General features: G+C 68.8%; 17 protein-coding genes. 10 read left to right on the top strand and 7 right to left on the bottom strand.

Translation table 11 applies throughout. From position 1 onward, the window contains the following. Positions 1-5: 5 nt before the first annotated feature. A complete protein-coding gene (locus BPODLACK_RS05225; RefSeq protein WP_024498517.1) occupies positions 6-902 on the bottom strand; it encodes an inositol monophosphatase family protein in 897 nt (298 codons plus the stop codon). A 129-nt stretch (positions 903-1031) separates the two neighbouring features. Here BPODLACK_RS05225 and ppgK point away from each other — a divergent pair, with 129 nt between their 5' ends. From ppgK to BPODLACK_RS05205, 4 genes are all read left to right on the top strand, one after another. Beyond that, positions 1032-1820: a polyphosphate--glucose phosphotransferase gene (gene ppgK / locus BPODLACK_RS05220; RefSeq protein ID WP_024498516.1), complete on the top strand. Its 789-nt coding sequence runs from the start codon at positions 1032-1034 to the stop codon at positions 1818-1820. Positions 1821-1875: 55 nt separating this feature from the next. Next, complete coding sequence (locus BPODLACK_RS05215) at positions 1876-3423, top strand: RNA polymerase sigma factor (RefSeq protein ID WP_081712414.1); 1548 nt, start codon at positions 1876-1878, stop codon at positions 3421-3423. 420 nt (positions 3424-3843) lie between these two features. Further along, positions 3844-4845, top strand: a complete 1002-nt coding sequence (locus BPODLACK_RS05210; protein WP_159404840.1) for a sulfite exporter TauE/SafE family protein — start codon at positions 3844-3846, stop codon at positions 4843-4845. A gap of 200 nt (positions 4846-5045) precedes the next feature. Further along, the gene (locus BPODLACK_RS05205; protein ID WP_006436490.1) at positions 5046-5252 is read left to right on the top strand and encodes a DUF7455 domain-containing protein; all 207 of its coding nucleotides are present in this window, start codon (positions 5046-5048) and stop codon (positions 5250-5252) included. A gap of 94 nt (positions 5253-5346) precedes the next feature. Here BPODLACK_RS05205 and BPODLACK_RS05200 read toward each other — a convergent pair whose 3' ends face one another. Further along, a complete protein-coding gene (locus BPODLACK_RS05200; RefSeq protein WP_024498513.1) occupies positions 5347-7101 on the bottom strand; it encodes a DEAD/DEAH box helicase in 1755 nt (584 codons plus the stop codon). 298 nt (positions 7102-7399) lie between these two features. Between BPODLACK_RS05200 and BPODLACK_RS05195 the strand changes: the two genes are divergently transcribed. Continuing rightward, complete coding sequence (locus tag BPODLACK_RS05195; RefSeq protein WP_024498512.1) at positions 7400-8716, top strand: YihY/virulence factor BrkB family protein; 1317 nt, start codon at positions 7400-7402, stop codon at positions 8714-8716. Between the two features lie 21 nt (positions 8717-8737). Here BPODLACK_RS05195 and BPODLACK_RS05190 read toward each other — a convergent pair whose 3' ends face one another. Next, a complete protein-coding gene (locus tag BPODLACK_RS05190) occupies positions 8738-9010 on the bottom strand; it encodes a DUF3039 domain-containing protein (protein WP_159404839.1) in 273 nt (90 codons plus the stop codon). 146 nt (positions 9011-9156) lie between these two features. Here BPODLACK_RS05190 and BPODLACK_RS05185 point away from each other — a divergent pair, with 146 nt between their 5' ends. Together BPODLACK_RS05185 and BPODLACK_RS05180 are read left to right on the top strand one after the other, a co-directional pair. Then, the gene (locus BPODLACK_RS05185) at positions 9157-9597 is read left to right on the top strand and encodes a DUF3099 domain-containing protein (protein ID WP_024498510.1); all 441 of its coding nucleotides are present in this window, start codon (positions 9157-9159) and stop codon (positions 9595-9597) included. Positions 9598-9886: 289 nt separating this feature from the next. Beyond that, positions 9887-10825, top strand: a complete 939-nt coding sequence (locus BPODLACK_RS05180; RefSeq protein ID WP_174324729.1) for a sigma-70 family RNA polymerase sigma factor — start codon at positions 9887-9889, stop codon at positions 10823-10825. 22 nt (positions 10826-10847) lie between these two features. On the opposite strand, the gene BPODLACK_RS05175 is transcribed toward BPODLACK_RS05180, so the two are convergent. Beyond that, entirely contained in the window at positions 10848-13688 is a 2841-nt protein-coding gene (locus BPODLACK_RS05175) for a bifunctional acetate--CoA ligase family protein/GNAT family N-acetyltransferase (protein ID WP_201450592.1), read from the bottom strand. Further along, positions 13681-14937: an acetoin utilization protein AcuC gene (locus BPODLACK_RS05170; RefSeq protein ID WP_024498508.1), complete on the bottom strand. Its 1257-nt coding sequence runs from the start codon at positions 14935-14937 to the stop codon at positions 13681-13683. The genes BPODLACK_RS05175 and BPODLACK_RS05170 overlap by 8 nt, the downstream gene beginning before the upstream one ends. Positions 14938-15097: 160 nt before the next feature. Here BPODLACK_RS05170 and BPODLACK_RS05165 point away from each other — a divergent pair, with 160 nt between their 5' ends. Then, positions 15098-15793, top strand: coding sequence for a metal-dependent transcriptional regulator (locus BPODLACK_RS05165; RefSeq protein WP_024498507.1), 696 nt, complete (start codon positions 15098-15100; stop codon positions 15791-15793). A 66-nt stretch (positions 15794-15859) separates the two neighbouring features. Here BPODLACK_RS05165 and BPODLACK_RS05160 read toward each other — a convergent pair whose 3' ends face one another. Together BPODLACK_RS05160 and BPODLACK_RS05155 are read right to left on the bottom strand one after the other, a co-directional pair. Continuing rightward, complete coding sequence (locus BPODLACK_RS05160) at positions 15860-16954, bottom strand: DUF4192 domain-containing protein (RefSeq protein ID WP_024498506.1); 1095 nt, start codon at positions 16952-16954, stop codon at positions 15860-15862. Positions 16955-17045: 91 nt separating this feature from the next. Beyond that, positions 17046-17711: a hypothetical protein gene (locus BPODLACK_RS05155; RefSeq protein WP_024498505.1), complete on the bottom strand. Its 666-nt coding sequence runs from the start codon at positions 17709-17711 to the stop codon at positions 17046-17048. A gap of 253 nt (positions 17712-17964) precedes the next feature. Here BPODLACK_RS05155 and BPODLACK_RS05150 point away from each other — a divergent pair, with 253 nt between their 5' ends. Together BPODLACK_RS05150 and BPODLACK_RS05145 are read left to right on the top strand one after the other, a co-directional pair. Then, complete coding sequence (locus BPODLACK_RS05150) at positions 17965-18945, top strand: PAC2 family protein (protein WP_024498504.1); 981 nt, start codon at positions 17965-17967, stop codon at positions 18943-18945. Further along, positions 18942-21047, top strand: coding sequence for a DEAD/DEAH box helicase (locus BPODLACK_RS05145; protein WP_159404868.1), 2106 nt, complete (start codon positions 18942-18944; stop codon positions 21045-21047). The genes BPODLACK_RS05150 and BPODLACK_RS05145 overlap by 4 nt, the downstream gene beginning before the upstream one ends. Position 21048 lies beyond the last annotated feature (1 nt).

Raw genomic sequence — 21048 nt, 5'->3', positions numbered from 1 at the left:
CCCCGCTAGGTCAGCGGTTCCCGGGCCCCGGCCCCATCGAGCAGGGCGAGGAACTCGTCGGCGATCCCCGGCGCCACCGCCACGGTGATGTGCCCCTCGTCCGCGCGCGAGTCCGGTGGCGGCGTCACCACGACCGCACCCGCCTCGGCGGCGATGAGACCACCGGCCGCCCAGTCCCAGGGACTGAGACCGTGCTCGTAATGAGCGTCGACGGCGCCGGAGGCCACCATGCACAGGTCGAGTGCCGCGGCACCGATCCGCCGGATGTCCCGCACCCGCGGGAGCAGGTCCGCGACGATCCGTCCCTGCGCGCGCCGACGGTCCGCGGCATAGCCGAAACCGGTTGCCACGAGGGCGAGTTCCGCACGATCGACGGGGTTGCACCGCAGCGGTACGCGCAGGCCGTCGCCGTCGGCCACCCAGGCACCGCCACCGAGAGTGGCGCCATAGACCACCTCGCGCGCCACGTCGACGACGACACCGGCGACCGAGCGGCCGTCGACCTGCGCGGCGACCGACACCGCGTAGGCCGGGACCCCGTACATGAAGTTGACCGTGCCGTCGATGGGGTCGACCACCCAGCGCACTCCGGACGGGACGGCGCGACTCCCACCGTGCTCCTCCCCCAGGACCTCGTCGGTGGGCCGGGACTCGTGCAGGCGCTGCCGGATCAGCCGTTCGGTCTCGGTGTCGGCGACGGTGACCGGGTCGGTTTCCGTCGACTTCGTCGAGACGGGGTTCACGGCGGCCGAATCGACGGGTGCCGCGTCCGCTGTCGGCGGCGTTGTCGCACCGAACAATTCGGGTCGGCGGCGGCGCACGTGGGCGGCCGCCTCCTGCGCCACGTCCACCGCGATGGCGGCCAGTTCGTCCACCGGAATTGTCTGATCCACGTGTTCCATGTCAGCACATCGGCGGCCGGGGCCGCTCACCGGTGACGTGAAGTGCCGCATCCGGAGGATGCCGCGCGGGCGGCTGCGGGCGCCGATAGCCTGGTGTCGATCACCGCCGGCCCGGAAGGGGACTCCGCCATGACCGAAACGCCCGCCACCGACGATTCGCCGTCACCCACTCATCTGGGCTTCGGCGTCGACGTCGGCGGCTCCGGAATCAAGGGCGGCATCGTCGATCTCGACTCCGGTGAACTCGTCGGCGATCGATTCAAGGTGCTCACCCCGCAGCCGGCCACCCCGGAGGCGGTCGCAGCCGCCGTCGCCGAGGTCGTCGCCCATTTCGACTGGGCGGGTCCCGTCGGCATCACCCTGCCGGGCGTGGTCACCGAGGGCATCATGCGGACCGCCGCCAACATCGACAAGGGGTGGATCGGTACCGACGTCTACGAACTGTTCAGCCGGCACCTCGGGGGTCGCGCGGTGTCGGTGCTCAACGACGCCGACGCGGCCGGGATGGCGGAGGACGCCTACGGCGCCGGCAAAGGTGTCGACGGCGTGGTGATGTTGCTGACGTTCGGCACCGGCATCGGGTCGGCGATCCTCATCAACGGCAACCTCGTGCCCAACACCGAGCTGGGCCATATGCAGGTCGGCAAGAAAGAGGCCGAGCACCAGGCGTCCTCGCGGATCAAGGAGGAGAAGGGTTGGTCCTACGAGAAGTGGACCGAGAAGGTCTCCGACGTGCTGAAGGCCTACGAGGCACTGTTCTGGCCCAAGGTGTTCATCGCCGGCGGCGGCATCAGCCGCAAGGCCGACAAGTGGATCCCGCTGCTCACCAACCAGACCCCGGTCGTGGCGGCCACGCTGTTGAACACCGCCGGGATCGTCGGCGCGGCGATGGCCGTCTCACAAGGCCTCAAAACCTAGGCCGCGCCTGGATTGACCAGGGCTTTGTCACATCGGACCGGCCGATGTCGTTACAATGGTCGTCACCGGTCATCTGAACCGAGAAACCAAGCCCTTGTCCACGGCGGCTCGTGCTGCCGTGTCACGTCTCACAAGACTCGACAAAGACACCGCAGAAGAGAAGTTCGAAAGGTTGTACGTGGCAGCCATCAAGACCCGCCAGGGGGACGCCGAGGCCGACGAGACCCAGTCGACCACCGCCTCGACCGAAGCCCCGGCCAAGCGGACCGCCAAGAAGGCTGCGAAGAAGACCGCTGCCCGTAAGGCGCCTGCGAAGAAGGCAGCAGCGAAGAAGGCCACCAAGAAGGCAGCCCCCAAGAAGGCTGCCAAGAAGGCCACCTCCGCCGAGGGTGTGGACAACACCGACGCCGAGCCCGACGATCCGGACTCGATCGACGACATCGACGGTCCCGACGCCGATCTCGAGGACGTGGAGATCGACGACGACCTCGAGGTCGACGACGAGGACGACGCCGAAGACTCCGACGACGAGGACGAGGAAGCCGAAACGGCACCCGCCGGCGCCAAGACCCCGGCCAAGGAGTCGGCGAAGACCGAACCCGCCGCCAAGTCCGGCGACTTCGTCTGGGACGAAGAGGAGTCGGAGGCACTTCGCCAGGCCCGCAAGGACGCCGAGCTCACCGCGTCGGCCGACAGCGTGCGTGCCTACCTCAAGCAGATCGGCAAGGTCGCCCTCCTCAACGCCGAGGAAGAGGTCGAGCTGGCCAAGCGCATCGAAGCCGGCCTGTTCGCCACCGAACGTCTTCGCCGCATGATGGACTCCGGCGAGAAGATCAGCACCGCGCAGAAGCGCGACCTGAACTGGATCTCCCGTGACGGCAACCGTGCGAAGAACCACCTGCTCGAGGCCAACCTCCGACTGGTCGTCTCGCTCGCCAAGCGCTACACCGGCCGCGGCATGGCGTTCCTGGATCTCATCCAGGAGGGCAACCTCGGTCTGATCCGCGCGGTCGAGAAGTTCGACTACACAAAGGGTTACAAGTTCTCGACCTACGCCACGTGGTGGATCCGCCAGGCCATCACCCGCGCGATGGCCGACCAGGCCCGCACCATCCGCATCCCGGTGCACATGGTCGAGGTCATCAACAAGCTGGGCCGGATCCAGCGTGAACTCCTCCAGGACCTCGGCCGCGAGCCGACGCCCGAGGAGCTCGCCAAGGAGATGGACATCACCCCGGAGAAGGTGCTGGAGATCCAGCAGTACGCCCGGGAGCCCATCTCTCTCGACCAGACCATCGGCGACGAAGGCGACAGCCAGCTCGGCGACTTCATCGAGGACTCCGAGGCAGTCGTCGCGGTCGACGCGGTGAGCTTCACTCTCCTCCAGGACCAGCTGCAGTCGGTGCTCGAGACGCTCTCCGAGCGCGAGGCGGGTGTCGTGCGTCTGCGCTTCGGTCTCACCGACGGCCAGCCGCGCACCCTCGACGAGATCGGCCAGGTCTACGGCGTCACGCGTGAGCGCATCCGCCAGATCGAGTCGAAGACGATGTCCAAGCTGCGCCACCCGTCGCGGTCGCAGGTCCTCCGGGACTACCTGGACTAGTCACGCACTCTCCGTCGCCCCCGTTGCCGTCACTCGGCGACGGGGGCGAACGCGTTGTCGGGGCCGAATTCCGGGTTCGCAGATCGAGCAGGGCATGTCGACTTCTGTCAAGGGTTGTACGCGGAGAGATTCCGAGACGGGCCGACAGATTCTGTTTCCGCAGGTTGCTGCGTACGCTGACCCGGTGCCGTATGCGTTGACGTCGTCCGGGAGCAGCCCCCATGGTCCCCTCTCGGCGAGTGGTCCCCTTCTGGTGACCCGCCCCGCCGTCGATCTGCTGCGGGTGGCCTCGATGCTGTGTCGCTGATGCGACCGACCCCACCCGGGACCGTCCTGTCCCCACCCGTCATCGCGAGCCCTTCGTGCGCTCGTCCCAGCCTCGGCGCGCCCTGACCGCGTGCCAGCCCCGAAAGATCCTCCATGAGAACGATTGTCCTGATCGGCCTCGTCGGCCTCGCCGCCCAACTCGTCGACGGCAGCCTCGGTATGGCCTACGGCGTCACCACCACCACGCTGCTCCTCGCGATCGGCACCAACCCGGCCGCGGCGTCGGCCACCGTCCACCTCGCCGAGATCGGCACCACGCTGGTGTCCGGTGTCTCCCACTGGAAGTTCGGCAACGTCGACCGGCGCGTGGTCCGCCGCATCGCCATCCCGGGTGCCATCGGCGCCTTCCTCGGTGCGACGATTCTCGCCAATCTGTCGACCGAGGCGGCCGCACCCCTCATGGCCGTCATCCTGCTGCTGCTCGGGCTCTACATCCTGATCCGTTTCACCTTCCAGGGCATCCCCCGACACAACCTCGGCAAGCCGCTGCGCAAGCGCTTCCTGAGCCCGCTGGGCTTCGTCGCCGGCTTCGTCGACGCCACCGGTGGCGGCGGCTGGGGGCCGGTCGGTACCCCGGCGATCCTGGCCAGTGGCCGGCTCGAGCCCCGCAAGGTGATCGGTTCGATCGACACCAGTGAGTTCATCATCGCCGTCGCTGCCAGCCTCGGCTTCCTGTTCAGCCTCGGCTCCCAGGGCATCAACTTCGCGTGGGTCGGTGCCATTCTCGTCGGCGGTGTCATCGCGGCCCCGATCGCCGCCTGGCTGGTCCGCCACATCCCGCCGCGCCTGCTCGGCGCCTCGGTCGGCGGCCTCATCGTCCTGACCAACACGCGCAGCCTGCTCAAGAGCGACTTCATCGACGCCCCCGGCGGTGTGCGGAACATCTTCTATGTCGTCATCGCCGTCGGGTGGGCGGCCGCCTTCGCCTACTCGCTCCGCGAATACCTGCGCGACCGCGAGAACGAGTCCTCCGACGCGATCACCCACTTCCGCGAGGAGCAGGAGGTGGCGCTCGTCGGCGCCGACACCGATGCGCAGGTGCCGGATGCGGACTCCGATGTCGCCGGCTCCCAGTCGCCGACCCCAGCCGGCTGACAGCAGCCTGAAACGGTTTCCGGCAGACGTTGTCACATTGTTGCCCGAGGTAAACGGTGAGTGACGACACACCGATGGCACCTGCCGGAACAATACGAACCCGCCGAACGTCTGACAGAGTGAGGTTGACGCATCGCCCGGATGTGTCGGCTCGAAGGGAAGGCGACCGGACACCGGCGCCGGACCGGGACGGAGGAACCATGACTGACATCGCCACCACAGCCCCGATCTACCTGCCGCTCACCGCCGCCGATCGCTGTGATCGCTGCGGCGCAGCAGCCAAGGTACGTGCCGTCCTGCCCAAGGGCGGCGAGCTTCTCTTCTGCCGTCATCACTTCAACGAGCACGAAGCGCGCCTGGTGGAGCTCAGCGCCACCGTGGTCGAAGCCGCGGGCGAACTGGTCTGACACTCGTCATGGCCTGACGGGCGACAGCCACAGACGAAGAAGAACCCGGCCGGATCATCCGGCCGGGTTCTCTCGTGTTCGGGTCCGGTGCCGGTCAGCGCCACGTCCGCAGAGCGGCAATGCGTTCCTTGAGCTGCTCGGCGCTGGCCATCGCCGTCGGCGGACCACCCAACCTGGTTCGGAGCTCGTTGTGCACCATGCCGTGCGGCTTGCCGGTGCGGTGATGGTGCATGGCGACCAGGGTGTTGAGTTCCTTGCGCAGCGCGTGCAGGTTCTCCCCGGTGGTGCCGGGACCGCGCCCGGGCTCCGGTTGTTCGGACGCGGACTCCGCCGCGGGGGCCGACGTCCGGGACACGACCTGCTCGGCCTGACGCTTCTGCAGGAGTGCCCGCACCTGATCGGCGTCGAGGAGCCCCGGCAGGCCGAGATAGTCCGATTCCTCGTCGCTGCCGGCGAAGGTCGCCGTGCCGAACGACGCGCCGTCGAAGATGACCTGGTCGAGTTCGGCGTCGGCGTGCAGCGACTGGAACGCCGGCTCGTCCTCCCCCGGTTCGTCCTTCTGTTTGTTCGCATCGATCAACAGCTGATCGTCGAGACCGTCGCTCTCGCGGTGCGGCTTGCCGAGGACGTGGTCGCGCTGGGCCTCCATCTGGCTCGCGAGGTCGAGCAGCACCGGGACGGACGGCAGGAACACGCTCGCGGTCTCGCCGGGGCGCCGCGACCGCACGAATCGACCGATCGCCTGCGCGAAGAACAGCGGCGTCGACGAGCTGGTGGCGTAGACGCCGACCGCGAGCCGCGGCACGTCGACGCCCTCGGACACCATGCGCACCGCGATCATCCACTCGTCCTTCGACGCGGAGAACTCAGCGATCCGCGACGACGACTTGGGGTCGTCGGAGAGGACCAGGGTCGGCTGCTTGCCGGTGATGGCGGTAAGCAGTTCGGCATAGTCGCGGGCGGTCGACTGGTCGGTCGCGATGACCAGACCGCCGGCGTCGGGCATGCCGCTGGCACGCAGCTGGCCGAGTCGGGTGTGAGCGGCGGTGAGGACCGCGGGGATCCAGTCGCCGTGGGGATCCAGGGCGGTCCGCCAGGCCCGGGCGGTGTGCTCGGCCGACAGCGGCTCACCAAGCCGAGCGGTGAACTCCTCACCGGCGCTGGTCCGCCAGCTCGCCTCACCCGAGTACGCGAGGAACACCACCGGACGGACGACGCCGTCCTTCAGGGCGTCGGCGTAGCCGTAGGTGTGGTCGGCCTTGGAACGCTGGTTTCCGCCGGGTTCGGGCTCGTAGACGACGAACGGGATCGGCGAGTCGTCGGAGCGGAACGGCGTACCGGTGAGCAGCAGTCGGCGTTCGGCGTCGTCGAAGGCCTCGCGGATCGCTTCGCCCCACGACTTGGCGTCGCCGCCGTGGTGGATCTCGTCGAGGATCACGAGGGTCCGCCGGTTCTCGGTGCGGACCCGGTGCTTGGTCGGGTGTGCCGCGACCTGGGCGTAGGTGAGGACCACGCCGTGGTAGTCGGAGCTGGTCTGACCGGCCGAGTTGGAGAAACGCGAATCCAGTGCGATACCCACGCGCGCGGCCGCCTCCGCCCACTGGTGCTTGAGGTGCTCGGTCGGCGCGACGACGGTGATCTGCTCGACGGTGCGGTCGTCGAGCAACTCGCGGGCGACCCGTAGACCGAACGTCGTCTTACCGGCACCGGGGGTCGCCACCGCGAGGAAGTCCTTCGGCTTGCGCGTCAGGTACTTGGTGAGTGCACGGCGCTGCCACGCACGCAGCTGAGGCCGGTTGGGGGCCGCGGCATCGGTCCCGGCGCTGGTGGAGGGTTCGGCTGACGTCACGTGTGTGCTGCTCCTGACGGCGTACGGATTCCCTACCGGGCATGAAATGACCCCTCGCGTTGGGAGGACCCGCGCCGAAGGGGACCCGGCAATCGTACCGCCGGGGCCGCCCCGCCCCCGCATCGCGACACCCCCTCGTCGCGGCTCGCCGACAGCCGCGTGCGCATCCCCGCGTGGTCACTCCGAACGACGCGCCTGGTGACCCGGGTACCCTTCCGGGCCCTTGATCGGGGATATTGAACTCATCACAACGCGAAAGAGGAACCCGGTACCGCTGGCCGGCGACGCGACGTCGCCGGTGGCTGCCGTGTGTCCGAATCCGTCGAACGCCGTGACCGCGCCGCTCGACGCCGGTCAACGCGACACCAGTCCACTCGACACCACGTTTCGGACTCCTCGCCGGCCCGCCCCGTTCGTCGGGGACACCTCGGCGTCCGGCGACACCGCTCCTGCATCACGAGACGTCCCCGTCATGCCCGAATCCCCCAGGACGACGACCGGAGCGGAGAAGCGGGCGGAGCCCGAGGACGCCGAGAAGGAGGCGAAGCCCGAAGGCGTCGACGAACCCGTCCCCGCGAGCCGCGCGAAGGCGCCCGACTCCGACGGCACCGAGGACGAACCCGGCCCCCCGGTACTACCCAACATCCACCGGGTGGTGTGGCGCACGATCGTGAAATCCTGGGACGACGGGATCATCGGTTGGGCGGCGCAGGCCGCGTTCTGGCAGGCGCTCTCCCTGCCCCCGCTACTGCTCGGGCTCCTCGGCTCGGTCGGTTACGTCGCGGGCTGGTTCGGTCCCGGCACCGTCGACATCGTCTACGACCGCATCATCGAATTCGCGCAGCGCACCTTCACCGAGACCGTCGTCGACGACCTGATCACCCCGACCGTCGACAGCGTGCTGGGCCGGGGCCGCATCGGACTCATGTCGGTGGGTTTCATCCTGTCGCTGTGGGCGGGCTCCTCGGCGATGTCGTGCTTCATCGCCTCGATCGCGAAGGCGCACGACCAGCACGAGGTCCGACATCCGGTGTGGCAGCGCTTCTTCGCGCTGTTCCTCTATGTCGGCTTCCTCTTCGTGGCGGTCTTCCTGCTGCCGCTGGTCGCCCTCGGACCGAACTATCTGCGGGCCATCGTGCCCGCGTCCTGGGGATCGTTCGTGACCACACTCATCGACTACGGCTACTTCCCGTTCGTCGCCGTCCTGCTGCTGTTCGTCCTCACGACGCTCTACCACCTGGCACTGCCCAATCCGCTCCCGTGGCACCGGCTCATCGGCGGCGCGATCGTCGCGGGCGTCTTCTTCTGGGTCGCCAGCTACGTCTTGCGCATCTACCTGACGAAGATCACCGAGGCCGGCGTGTCCTACGGTGCGCTGGCGACGCCCATCGCCTTCCTGCTGTTCACCTTCTCGCTCGGCTTCGGCATCGTCATCGGCGCCGAGTTCAACGCGGCGGTGCAGCAGTTCTGGCCGGCCAAGGCGTCCACGACGACCCAGGTCCGGCATTGGGTCAACTCGCAGACCTCCGACATCACCGGTCAGCTCAAGACGATCCCCGACCGGCTGTCGTCGGGACCGATCCGCCGGCCCACGCGTGACCGCGGGAGCGACTGACCGGTCCCGGCGCCCGCTCGGCTATTTGCGCAGTTTGGTGTAGATCTTCTTGCACTTCGGGCACACCGGCGAACCCGGCTTGGCCGCCCGGGTCACCGGGAAGGTCTCGCCGCAGAGCGCGACCACGTGGCTGCCCATCACGGCGCTCTCCGCGATCTTGTCCTTCTTGACGTAGTGGAAGAACTTGGGCCGGTCGTCGTCACTGCTGTCGGTGGCGTCGGCTTCGGACCGCTCGTCGGTCTCGGTGTCGGTCCACTCGTCGAGATCGGGGCGTTCGATGGTTTCAGTTGCCATTGCTCTATTGTGCGTCACCGGGGCACCCGGGGCACAGAGAGGCCGCTGCGCATCCGGCACAGGGCGGCGCCCGGGCCCGGAATCCGTGAGTGCAAAGAGCAACCGAAAGTGGGACAGTGGAGAGGGTGTTCGAACAAAGGGATTCCATGGGCGCGAACGGCAATGAGCCGCACGGCCACCACGAGGACTCGAAGCGCTTCGGCAGGTCGGAACATCCGGCCGTGCCCGCCGAGACCTTCCTGATCACCGACGCCCAGGACTCCCTCGAGGCGCAGCAGAAGGCCCGTGTCCGCAAGTACCTGATCATGATGGCGTTCCGCGTCCCCGCGCTGATCATCGCCGGCGTCGCCTACTCGCTCACCGGTTCGGGGCTTCTTGCGCTGGCCATCGTCGCCGTCTCCATCCCGCTGCCCTGGATGGCGGTGCTCATCGCCAACGACCGGCCGCCGCGCAAGCGGGGGGAGGTACCTCTCTACAAGTACGGCGCCGATCATCACGTCGTCGGCCCTCCCGCCCTCTCGCGCACCGAACAGCAACTCCCCCACCGCACCGTCGACGGTCACGTGGTCGACCCCGACGACGACTGAGTCACCGTCGATCCCGACGACCGACGGGGCGGGACCGCAGCGGGTTCCCCCGCGGCCCGACATCTCAGCAACTTCTCAGCCGTCCCTGCGAATCGGTGAAAGTCTTCGCAGGTCACCAAGCCTCCTCCGGGTTTGCGACGAATCACTTTCGGGAACTATCGCCAACGCATGGACGTTGGACCCAGTGAACGTATTCAAGTCAGGAGGCCGCATGTCACGCTCGACAGTTGCACGTTCGACCCCGACCACAGGTTTCGCGGATCCGTCCGCCCCGGGCACCCGCCCGGCGATGACGGAACAGGATCTCGACGCCCAGTCGCCCGCCGCGGACCTCGTCCGCGTCTACCTCAACGGGATCGGACGCACCGCTCTCCTCAACGCAGAGCAGGAGGTCGAACTCGCCAAGCAGATCGAGGCCGGCCTCTACGCCAAGCACGTCCTGGCAACCAAGAAGCGCCTCTCGGCAACCAAGAAGCGCGACCTGGCGACCATCGTCCGCGAGGGTGAGGCCGCACGGTCCCATCTGCTCGAGGCGAATCTCCGTCTCGTCGTCTCGCTGGCCAAGCGCTACACCGGTCGCGGAATGCCGCTCCTCGACCTCATCCAGGAGGGCAACCTGGGTCTGATCCGCGCCATGGAGAAGTTCGACTACGCGAAGGGCTTCAAGTTCTCGACCTACGCGACGTGGTGGATCCGCCAGGCGATCACCCGCGGCATGGCCGACCAGAGCCGCACCATCCGGCTCCCCGTCCATCTCGTCGAGCAGGTGAACAAGCTCGCCCGCATCAAGCGGGAGCTTCATCAGCAGCTCGGTCGCGAGGCCACCGACGATGAACTGGCCAGCGAGTCGGGCATCCCGGCCGAGAAGATCGCCGATCTGCTCGACCACAGCCGCGACCCGGTGAGCCTGGACATGCCGGTCGGCAGCGACGAGGAGGCCCCGCTCGGCGACTTCATCGAGGACGCCGAGGCCACTTCCGCCGAGAACGCCGTCATCGCCGGTCTGCTGCACTCGGACATCCGTGCGGTACTGGCGACCCTGGACGAGCGCGAACAGCAGGTCATCCGGATGCGCTACGGCCTCGATGACGGTCAGCCGCGCACCCTCGATCAGATCGGCCGCATGTTCGGGCTGTCGCGCGAGCGCGTGCGACAGATCGAGCGCGAGGTCATGGGCAAGCTCCGCGCCGGCGATCGTGCCGAGCGTCTGCGCGCCTACGCCAGCTGACGTCCTCTGGTTCGAGAGCCTCCTAGCTCAACCGCCTCGGTCCGGTGTCCCGCCTGTCGGGCACCGGGCCGACGCGTATCTGGGCATTGAGTACCGATGCGCCGTCCACCGAGACGAGGATGGGGTCGCACAGCACCTCGCGCACCTCGGGGATGTCGTCGACCAGGGTGGAGATCCGCAGGAGCAGGTCGACGAGCGCCTCCTTGTCGGCTGGCTCCTCACCGCGGTAGCCGTTGAGGAGCGGCGCCGATCGCGGCTCGTCGATCAGTTCTCGCGCGTCGAGTTCGGCGAGCGGGATCGCGCGATACCCGTGATCGCCCAGCAGGTCGAAGGTCCGTCCCGACAGCCCGAACGAGATCACCGAACCGAAGGACTCGTCGTCGCGGACTCGGATGACCGTGCCGACGCCCTTCGGTGCCATCTTCTGGACGTGGAGGACGTGGTCGCCGGTCAGCTCGCTCAGCTCGGCGAAGGCGTTCACGACGGCGGTCGCGTCGGGCAGGTCGAGCCGGGCGCCCTCGCGGTCGAGACGTCCCCGCCACTTCGACGAGGTCGCCTTCACCGCGACCGGGAAGCCGAGTTCGCGGGCCGCCGCCGACGCCTCGTGCATCGTCGTGACCTCACGGAACGGGACGACCGAGATGCCGTACCACCGCAGCAGCCTCGCCGACTCGACCTGGCCGAGAAGACGGTCCGACGACGAGCCGTCGGAGTCCATCGCCTCGCGGACGTACATGCGGGCCGCCTCCGGATCGGTGCCCTCGGCCCGATGGACGACCGACTCCGGCCGCATCCGCCACTTGGCGTACTGCCAGGCGCGCGCGAGAGCTGCTGCGGCGCGCTCCGGGCTGGCATAGGACGGGATGGAGCCGCGTTCGGGCAGACCGTTCGGGCCGGGTTTCGTGAGGCCCGGCGGGATACCCTCGACGGCGAGGAACGTGGTGACGATCGGTTTGGCACCGTCGGCACCGGGGGTGTTGGCCGCGGCCATGAGCGCGCGGGCGTGCCAGTCGGCGTCGACGGCCACCGGCGGCACGAAGACGACGACGATCGCGTCGACGCCGGTGTCGGTCATCGCCGCCGACACGGCGTCCTCGAACAGTTCCTCCGTCGCCCCCGCGCCGAGATCGATGTTGTCGACCACCTCCAGGCCGCCGTTGCGGGCCTGGTCGGCGGCGAGGCTGCCCAACACCGACGAGTTGCCGATGATGCGGACGCGGGGTCCGCGCGGCAGCGGCTGATAGGCGAACAACGCCGCGCAGTCGAACAGTTCGGGGATCGTGTCGACCTGGATGACACCGGCCTGCTCGAGCATCATGCGCGCGATCTGGTCGTCGAAGTTGGCCGCGGACCGGGCCGCGCGCACCGGGCTCATCGCTCCCCTGCCCGACTTCACCGCCACGATCGGCTTGGCCCGCGACACCCGGCGGGAGATGCGGGAGAACTTCCGCGGGTTACCGAAGCTCTCGAGGTAGAGCAGGATCACATCGGTCGAGGCGTCGCTGTCCCAGTACTGCAGCAGGTCGTTGCCGGAGACGTCCGCGCGATTCCCGGCGGAGACGAAGGTCGACAACCCGATCTGGCGCCGGGCGGCGGTGTCGAGGATCGCGATGCCCAATGCGCCGGACTGGCAGAAGAACCCGACCCGGCCGGCGGCGGGGATGCGCGGCGCGAGCGTGGCGTTCAGCGCGATACCGGCGTCGTTGTTGGCCACGCCCAGCGCGTTCGGGCCGACGAGCCGCATGCCGTGTTCGCGGACCTGCGCGACGAGGCGTCGCTCGTTCTCCAGACCCTCCTCCTCGCCGGAGTCACCGAAACCGGACGACACGACGACGAGGGTCCGCACGCCCTTCACCAGGCAGTCGTCGAGGACGTCGTTGACCCGGGACGCCGGGACCGCGACCACCGCGAGGTCCACCGGATCCGGGATGTCGCGCACCGTCTCGTAGGCGCGGATGCCGCGCACCGACGGCGGACGTTCGTGAGTGCGCCGCCGGTTCGGCGACGTCGGGCGGCCCGGGCGCTGTGACCCGGGGCTCGGCGGTTCCTCCTCGACTCGGGCGGGCCCGTTCACCGGGAAGACCGGACCGGTGAACCCCCCGGCGATGATGTTGGCCAGCAGCGCGTTTCCGACCTTGTTCGGGTCGGTCGACGCGCCGATCACCGCGACCGAGGTCGGGCGCAGCAGGTTCGCGACGCTGCGGGCTTCCGACGCGTTCTCGCGGGCGTTGCGCACCGACAGCAGTGCCTCGGTGGCGTCGATCAGGAACTCCACATGCACCGTCGAGCCGTCGAAGCTGCGGGCCAGCTGGTAGCCGGCGTCCCGGAACACGGCGACCATGTTCGGGTTCTCGCTGAGCACCTCGGCCTCGAAGCGGGTGAAACCGTTCTCGGCCGCGGCGCCGGCGAGATGTTCGAGCAGGACCGGTCCGAGGCCGCGGCCCTGGTGTTCGTCGGCGACGACGAAGGCGACCTCGGCCGACTCCGGCTTGCCGTCGAAGGCGAGCCCCTCGTAGATGCCGACGGCGATGATCTCGCCACCGAGCACCGCCACGATCGCGACGCGCTGCTGGTGGTCGACGGTCGTCATCCGCGCCACCTCACGGGGCGGCAGGGTGGGCGTCGGACCGAAGTACCGCATGTAGCGGGTTCGTTCGGAGAGCTTGGAATGGAAGGCGACGATCCGGTCGGCGTCGTCGGGCACGATGGGCCGCAGGTGCACGACACCGCCGTCGGAGGCCAGCACGTCGGCTATCCAGTGCCGCGGATAGTCCCAGGCGCCACGGGGTTCGGGCTGATCGGCCAACGCCTGCGGCGCGGTCGTGGAGTGTTCTGGGGTGGACGACACGTCCTGATCAGTCACGGGGATCCTCCGGGTCGAGACCGTGCAGAGGGTACACCGCGCGGCGGGTCGCGAGGATGGCGCGATCGGTCTGTCGCTGTGCCGTCGCGCTCACCCCCTCGGGCGGCTCCTGGCCGGCGTCGCCGTCCCACGGCTGATAATCGACGTCACCGCCGTCACCCATCACCCCGACCGGCGGCCGGGCGTAGTCGGAATGCACCTGCGTCGAGATCTGTTCGGCTGTGGCGCACCAGGATTCGTCGATGGTCGCGGTGACGTCCACCTCGCGGTCGAGCGCCACGCCCAGCAGGTGGGTCCAGCTGCGCGGCACCACGTTGACCACGCCGTATCCGCCGCCGCCGACCGCGATCCAGCGCCCCTCGCAGTACTTGTCGGCGAGCTCACGCATCGCGATCATCGCCGCGCGCTGACCGTCGACGGTGAGCGACAGGTCGGTGAGCGGGTCGGCGCGATGACTGTCGGCGCCGCACTGGCTGACGATGATCTGCGGTTTGAACCCGGCGATCAGCGACGGCACGACGGCGTGGAAGGCCCGCAGCCACAGCCGATCCTCGGTGTTGGGCATCAGCGCGAGGTTGACCGCACTCCCCTGCGCGTCGCCGTCGCCGACCTCGGTCGGCCAGCCGGTCCCCGGCCACAGCGTCGCCGGATGCTGGTGCAGCGAGACCGTCATCACCCGCGGATCCGCCGCGAACTCCACCTGGACGCCGTCGCCGTGATGGGCGTCGACGTCGATGTAGGCGATCCGGTCGAATCCCTTGTCCAGCAGATATCTGATCGCGATCGCGCAGTCGTTGTAGATGCAGAAGCCCGCGGCGCGTGCCCGCATCGCGTGATGCATGCCGCCGCCGATGTTGACCGCGCGGGTCGCAGCGCCGGAGGCCACGGTCTGCGCGGCGGCGAGGGTGCCGCCGACGAGGAGCCGGGCGGCCTCGTGCATCCCGGCGAACACCGGGTTGTCGGCGTCGCCGAGTCCGAACAGCCGCTCGAGGAGCGGACCGGACAGCGACGCGGTGCCGGAACCCACCGCGCGGACGGCGTCGATGTAGTCGCGGCTGTGCACCACGGTGAGCGCGTCGTCGTCGATGGCCTGCGGCGGGACGGTCTCGACGTCGTCGAGCACGCCGAGGCTCTGGGCGAGGGTCATCGTCAGCGCGAGCCTCACGGGGTTCATCGGGTGGGTGTGGGCCCACCGGTAGGACAGGAAGTCCTCGCTCCAGATGACGGCCGTCGCAGAAGTGTCGGTCACACGTTCAGGCTAGTGGTTCAACTCGCGGCCGGGTGAGCGATGTCGGTTCGACCACACGTGCGTACCGTCAGGGTCGTGGTGACGAGACGACGGCCCCTGAGAGGGCGGTCACCGTGGGTAAACAGGGTAATCTTGGCGGGGACGAAAGGGATTGGGCACAGTGAACGATCTGGTTGACACCACCGAGATGTATCTGCGGACGATCTACGACCTCGAGGAAGAGGGGATCGTGCCGCTGCGGGCGCGCATCGCCGAGCGCCTCGACCAAAGCGGTCCGACCGTGTCCCAGACCGTTGCCCGGATGGAGCGCGACGGACTTCTGCGCGTCGCGGGCGACCGCCACCTCGAGCTGACCGAGCGCGGCCGTTCGCTGGCCGTCGCGGTGATGCGCAAGCATCGCCTCGCCGAGCGGCTCCTGGTCGATGTGATCGGCATGCCCTGGGATCAGGTCCACGAGGAGGCCTGCCGCTGGGAGCACGTCATGAGCGAGAACGTCGAACGTCGTCTGCTCGCCGTGCTCGAGTACCCGACGACCTCGCCCTACGGCAACCCGATCCCGGGTCTGGAACTGCTCGGCGTCGAGGTGCCCACTACCGACGACGGCGCGACCCGTCTCGCAGATCTGCCCGCCGGCGACACCGTGGCCGTCATCGTGCGGCGCCTGTCGGAGCACGCACAGTCCGACGTGGGTCTCATCTCGCAGCTGCGGGAGGCCGGGGTGGTGCCGAATGCCCGGGTGACGGTGACCAACTCCGCGGGCATCATCACGATCAACACGCCCGGGCACGAGGGTCTGGAGCTCTCCCCGGACATGGCGCACTCGGTGTTCGTCGAGAAGGTCGTCGAGAAGGTCTGAGGCAGTGAAGGTCTGAGGCAGTAGAAGTCTGAGGCAGTGAAGGTCTGAGGCCGTCACATCCGGAGATCACCCGGCGGCGCGCCGGGTGATCTCCGGCATCCGCACCCCGAGCGCCAGGGCGGTGGCGTACGAACCGTCGATCATCTCCCACAGTTTGCCGGGTCGGACTCCCGAGCGCAGGCAGCCGTCGAGGAGTCCGGCGAGCTTCGCGTCCGGGTCGGATTCGAGGGCGACGTCGAGTGCGACGCCCGCGTAGGCCCCTTCCCCACCGATGTAGTGCAGGTGCGCGAGCAGGGTCGCGGCCCCGGCCCGTCCGGGCCCGGCGAGTCGCCGGGTGAGTTCCCGCCAGACCAGCTCAGCGTCCTCCCGTAGGTCGGTGACCGCGAGGACGAGCAGCGCATCGCGGGTGCGGGGTCGTACGACGGCCTGTTCCAGCAGCGCGACCTCGGTGCAGTCCAGCGACTCCCCGGCGTCGGCGATCGAGTCCATCACCAGGTCCAGCAGGTGTGCGTCGGACAGCGACCCGACCGGGAGGACCCGACAGTCGTCGCAGTCCGGGCCCGGCCGTGAGGCGCTGCATTCGCCGTCGACGGGTTCGAGCATCGCCCGCATCTCCGACCGGCGCGGCAGGATTCGACGGCCCGATTTCACGGCCTCGGCGATGGCGGTCGGACAGGTCTGCGGATCGTCGAGAACTCCACCGTGGTCGTCGACGACGTCGATCGACCACGCCTGCCCGTCGGGACACCAGATGACCGACCACGGCGCCCCGGGATCGAACGCGGCCACCGCGAATCCGGCAGCGACGCCCCCGATCGCGCCGAAGTGCCGGTCGGCGATCGCGAGCACCCGCCGATATTGCGCACTGTCGGCCGGAAAACGGTCGTCGGCGACTATCGCCACGACCTCCTCGGCGCCATAGGAATCTGTGATCGACCCGAGGCCGGCCAGCACCGTGGACAGCTCGGGTGTCGGGTTCCCGGTGTCGTCGAGGGCCAGGTCGTGTCGCATGGTGGCCGAGATCCCACGGTCGGGCGCGAAGGCGACGACGATGATCGAGCGCTCCGGCAGGAAGCCGAGCAGCGCCGGGATCGCCGTGAGCAGCGTCGTCGGATCGATGGGGTCACGGTAGAGGCGCGAGGACGCCGAGAATCTGGGCATGCACGAGAGCATCTGTCGTGCCCGGCCCCCACGACGGCGAGCCGGGAGACCTGTGGACAACCTCCGCGGCCCGTCCACAGGCCGGCGGGTCTCAGCCGAAGGCCGCCGACACCGCCTTCGTGAACAGCTCGTCGAGCGCCGCCGAATCCTCTGCGGGTACCGGACCTGCTGCGGGCCAACGATATTCGGCATACACGCGAACCCCGTCGCGCTCGCCGATCAGGGCGAGCGAGCTGGTGGTCACCGGCGCGGTACCACCACCGGTGACGATCGTGCGACGGATGGTCGCGGTCGCGACGCCGTCGGGTGCCGGCGGTGCGGGCAGGACCTCAGTGGTCACTGTCGACGACGCACCGAAGGTCGTCGTGGTCAGTTCCGGGCATTTCTCGGCGCGGCCCACGACCTCGGCGAGCGACGTGTCGACGTGTGCGACGACGGTGGTCAGGGTCGATCGTTCCGCGGTCCCGGGACCGAGAAGGGCGACCGCGCCGTCGGCGGACACCGGTGAGGGTGCGCACTCGGCCGGTGACACCTCGGTGTTGCTCCCCTGTCCGGGTGCCGGACCACCGGTGACGTCGGCGAGCGCGTTGGCCACCGCCTGAGGCGGGATCGGGCTCGCCGGACCACCCGGGAAATCCGAGGCGGCCACCGACCTCGACGACAGGTCCGGATTCGACGACTGGGCGTCGCCCTGGATCGAGCACGCCGACAGGACGCCACCGGCGAGAACGGTGCAGGCAGCGGCCAGCACGAACACGCGCAGGCGGCGGCCACAAGACGTACGGGGCGTAACGGTTGCCGGGGTCACAGCGATCTACTGTGCCACCGCGACCGCTCACCCACGCGGGTGACACACCCAATTCGGGAATCCCCGGCGCGACGATGTCGTTGCACTGTTGGTGTTTCGCCGGATGCCCGTGCTCACCCGCGACCCCGGTGCGAGACAATGAGACATATGACGAGAATCCAGCCGTGCTGTGCCACGGCTGCCACGTACAAGGAGGGATGACGTGGACGAGCAACCTGCGCGGAACGACGCGCTGTACGAACTCGCCTTTCCCGCTCCGCAGGTCACCCGTGCCGATGGCACGGGCCCGGTTCTGATCCATGCGCTCGAGGGGTTCGCCGACGCCGGCCACGCCGTCGCGCTGGCGGCCACCCATCTCCGGGACAGCCTGGAGTCGGAACTGGTCGCGACGTTCTCCTCCGACGAACTGATGGACTACCGCTCCCGGCGCCCGACGATCTCGTTCAGCGGGGAGACCTTCACCGAGGTCGAGATGCCGGCACTGACGCTGCACGCGATCCGCGACAACGCGGGCAAGGGCTTCCTGCTGTTGGCGGGCGCCGAACCCGACCTGCGCTGGGAACAGTTCGTCGACGCGGTGCGCCGCCTGTCCGACCGACTCGGAGTCACGGATGTCATCGGTCTCAACGCGATCCCGATGGCGGTGCCGCATACGCGCCCGCCGTCGATCACCGCACACGGCAGCGACCCCGACGCCCTGGGGAACCTCCCCCGCTGGGGTTCGGCGATGAAGCTGCCGGCCAGTGCCTCGATGCTGCTCGAACTGCGGATGAGCGAGCACGACTACCGGGCCTCGGGCCTGTCAGTCCACGTGCCGCACTACCTGGCGCAGACCAACTACCCGGCCGCGTCCGCGCGACTGCTCGGCGCAGTCGCCGAGCTGGCCGGTCTGGACCTGCCGCTCGCCGCGCTGGAGAGCGCCGCCGCGAAGGTGCGCGCACAGGTGGACACCGAGGTCGAGGGCAACAGCGAGATCGAGTCGGTCGTCACCGCACTGGAGACCCAGTACGACACCTTCACGCAGGCCGCCGAGGAGCGCGCGTCGCTGTTGGCCGCCGAGGAGTCGCTGCCCAGCGGTGACGAGCTCGGTGCCGAACTCGAACGATTCCTCGCCGAACAGGCCGCCGAGCAGAGTTCGAAGGACGACGAGCCCGGAGACGAGGGACCGCAATCGTCGATCTGACCGCGAGCGCGGCGGCCCTGGCGCCCGTCGACGACGAGGACCAGGCGCTCGACACCTACACGCAGTGGTGGACCGATCGCGGCCTCGACCTGTACGAGCACCAGGAAGAGGCACTCCTCGAGCTGCTCGCCGGCAGCCAGGTCATCCTGGCGACCCCGACCGGCTCGGGGAAGTCGCTCGTGGCCGCCGGCGCCCTGTATTTCGCGCGCTGCCGGGGTGAGCGCGCCTTCTACACCGCGCCGATCAAGGCCCTCGTCAGCGAGAAGTTCTTCGAGCTGTGCGCGATGTTCGGCGCCGACCAGGTCGGCCTGCTGACCGGTGACGCGACGGTCAACCCGGACGCGCCGATCATCTGCGCCACCGCCGAGATCGTCGCGAACCTCGCCCTGGCGGCCGGTGGCGACAGCGACATCGGCACGCTCGTCGCCGACGAGTTCCACTATTACGGCGAACCCGACCGTGGCTGGGCGTGGCAGGTGCCGCTCATCGAGCTGCCCTCCACCCAGTTCCTGCTGATGTCGGCGACGCTCGGCGACGTCTCCTTCTTCGTCGACGACCTCACCCGCCGGACCGGCAGGGACACGGTCGAGGTCACCGGCGCCCAGCGTCCCGTGCCCCTCGAACACGACTATGCGATGACGCCCATCCACGAGACGATCGCCGATCTCGTCGAGCGCGGACGTGCACCGATCTACGTGGTGCACTTCACCCAGGCCGCTGCCGTCGAACGCGCGCAGGCACTACTGAGCGTCAAGATCTGCGACAAGGAGCAGAAGGCCGCGATCGCGGAGGCCATCGGCGACTTCCGGTTCTCCACCGGCTTCGGCAACACCTTGTCGAAGCTGCTGCGCTCGGGCATCGGCGTCCATCACGCCGGGATGCTCCCCCGATACCGGCGGCTCGTCGAACGTCTTGCGCAGCAGGGACTGCTGAAGGTCATCGCCGGCACCGACACCCTCGGCGTGGGCATCAACGTGCCGATCCGGACGGTGTTGTTCGCCGGGCTGAGCAAATACGACGGCCGTCGCGTCCGCCGCCTCCGGGCGCGGGAGTTCCATCAGATCGCGGGCCGCGCCGGCCGGGCCGGCTTCGACACCGTCGGCTATGTGGTGGCCCAGGCACCCGAGCACGACGTGGAGAACGCCCGCGCCGTCGCCAAGGCCGGCGACGATCCCAAGAAGCTGCGGAAGCTGGTGCGCCGCAAGCCTCCCGAAGGCTTCGTATCCTGGGGTGAGAAGACCTTCACCCAGCTGATCGACGCACCCGACGAGCCGTTGCGGTCGCATTTCCAGATGACCACCGCGATGCTGCTCGAGGTCCTGGGTCGGCCCGGCGATTGTTTCGCCGCCGTCCGGCACCTGCTCGAGGACAACCACGAACCGCGTGATCGTCAACTGCGCCACATCAAGCACACCATCGAGTTGTACCGCGGTCTGCGCGATGCCGGGATCGTCGTGCAGCTCGACGCCCCCGATGAGACCGGACGGCACATCGCGATGAGCGTGGACATGCCGGAGAACTTCGCGCTGACCAATCCGCTGTCGGCCTTCGCGATGGCCACGTTCGAGATCCTCGACCCGGAGTCCTCCACGTACGCACTGGATGTGATCTCGATTCTCGAGTCGACGCTGGAGAACCCGCGGCCGTTGCTGCTGGCCCAGCGCAAGGTGGCCCGGGACGCGGCGATCGCCGAGATGAAGGCCGACGGGATCGAGTACGAGGAACGGATGTCGCGCCTGGAGGACATCTCCTGGCCGCAACCCCTCTTCGAGGAGATCTTCGGCGCGTTCGAGATCTATCGGCGCGGCCACCCCTGGGTGGCGTCGTTCCCGCCCAACCCGAAGTCGGTACTCCGCGAGATGCTGGAGAAGGCCATGACCTTCACCGAGCTGATCTCCGCGTACGGGCTGGCCCGGAGCGAGGGCGTCGTGCTGCGTTACCTGTCCGACTGCTATCGGGTTCTGCGCCAAGGTGTTCCGACCAGCGCCGTGACGCCGGAGATCGAACAGATCGTCGTCGACCTCGGCACCATGGTCCGCGAGGTCGATTCGAGCCTCGTCGACGAGTGGGAGGCACTCGCCGCCGAGGCTGCGGAGGCCTGAC

The organism is Gordonia sp. YY1 (genome assembly GCF_009872315.1).
Lineage (GTDB): Bacteria > Actinomycetota > Actinomycetes > Mycobacteriales > Mycobacteriaceae > Gordonia > Gordonia amicalis.
The sequence above is the reverse complement of the archived record's forward strand: the minus strand, read 5'-3'. Positions and strand labels throughout refer to the sequence as shown.

What these genes read in the sequence shown, in the direction of transcription:
- BPODLACK_RS05225 (WP_024498517.1), bottom strand. Translation starts at nt 902, where the DNA reads ATGGAACACGTGGATCAGACAATTCCGGTGGACGAACTGGCCGCCATC.
- ppgK (WP_024498516.1), top strand. Translation starts at nt 1,032, where the DNA reads ATGACCGAAACGCCCGCCACCGACGATTCGCCGTCACCCACTCATCTG.
- BPODLACK_RS05215 (WP_081712414.1), top strand. Translation starts at nt 1,876, where the DNA reads ATGGTCGTCACCGGTCATCTGAACCGAGAAACCAAGCCCTTGTCCACG.
- BPODLACK_RS05210 (WP_159404840.1), top strand. Translation starts at nt 3,844, where the DNA reads ATGAGAACGATTGTCCTGATCGGCCTCGTCGGCCTCGCCGCCCAACTC.
- BPODLACK_RS05205 (WP_006436490.1), top strand. Translation starts at nt 5,046, where the DNA reads ATGACTGACATCGCCACCACAGCCCCGATCTACCTGCCGCTCACCGCC.
- BPODLACK_RS05190 (WP_159404839.1), bottom strand. Translation starts at nt 9,010, where the DNA reads ATGGCAACTGAAACCATCGAACGCCCCGATCTCGACGAGTGGACCGAC.
- BPODLACK_RS05185 (WP_024498510.1), top strand. Translation starts at nt 9,157, where the DNA reads ATGGGCGCGAACGGCAATGAGCCGCACGGCCACCACGAGGACTCGAAG.
- BPODLACK_RS05180 (WP_174324729.1), top strand. Translation starts at nt 9,887, where the DNA reads ATGACGGAACAGGATCTCGACGCCCAGTCGCCCGCCGCGGACCTCGTC.
- BPODLACK_RS05160 (WP_024498506.1), bottom strand. Translation starts at nt 16,954, where the DNA reads ATGCCCAGATTCTCGGCGTCCTCGCGCCTCTACCGTGACCCCATCGAT.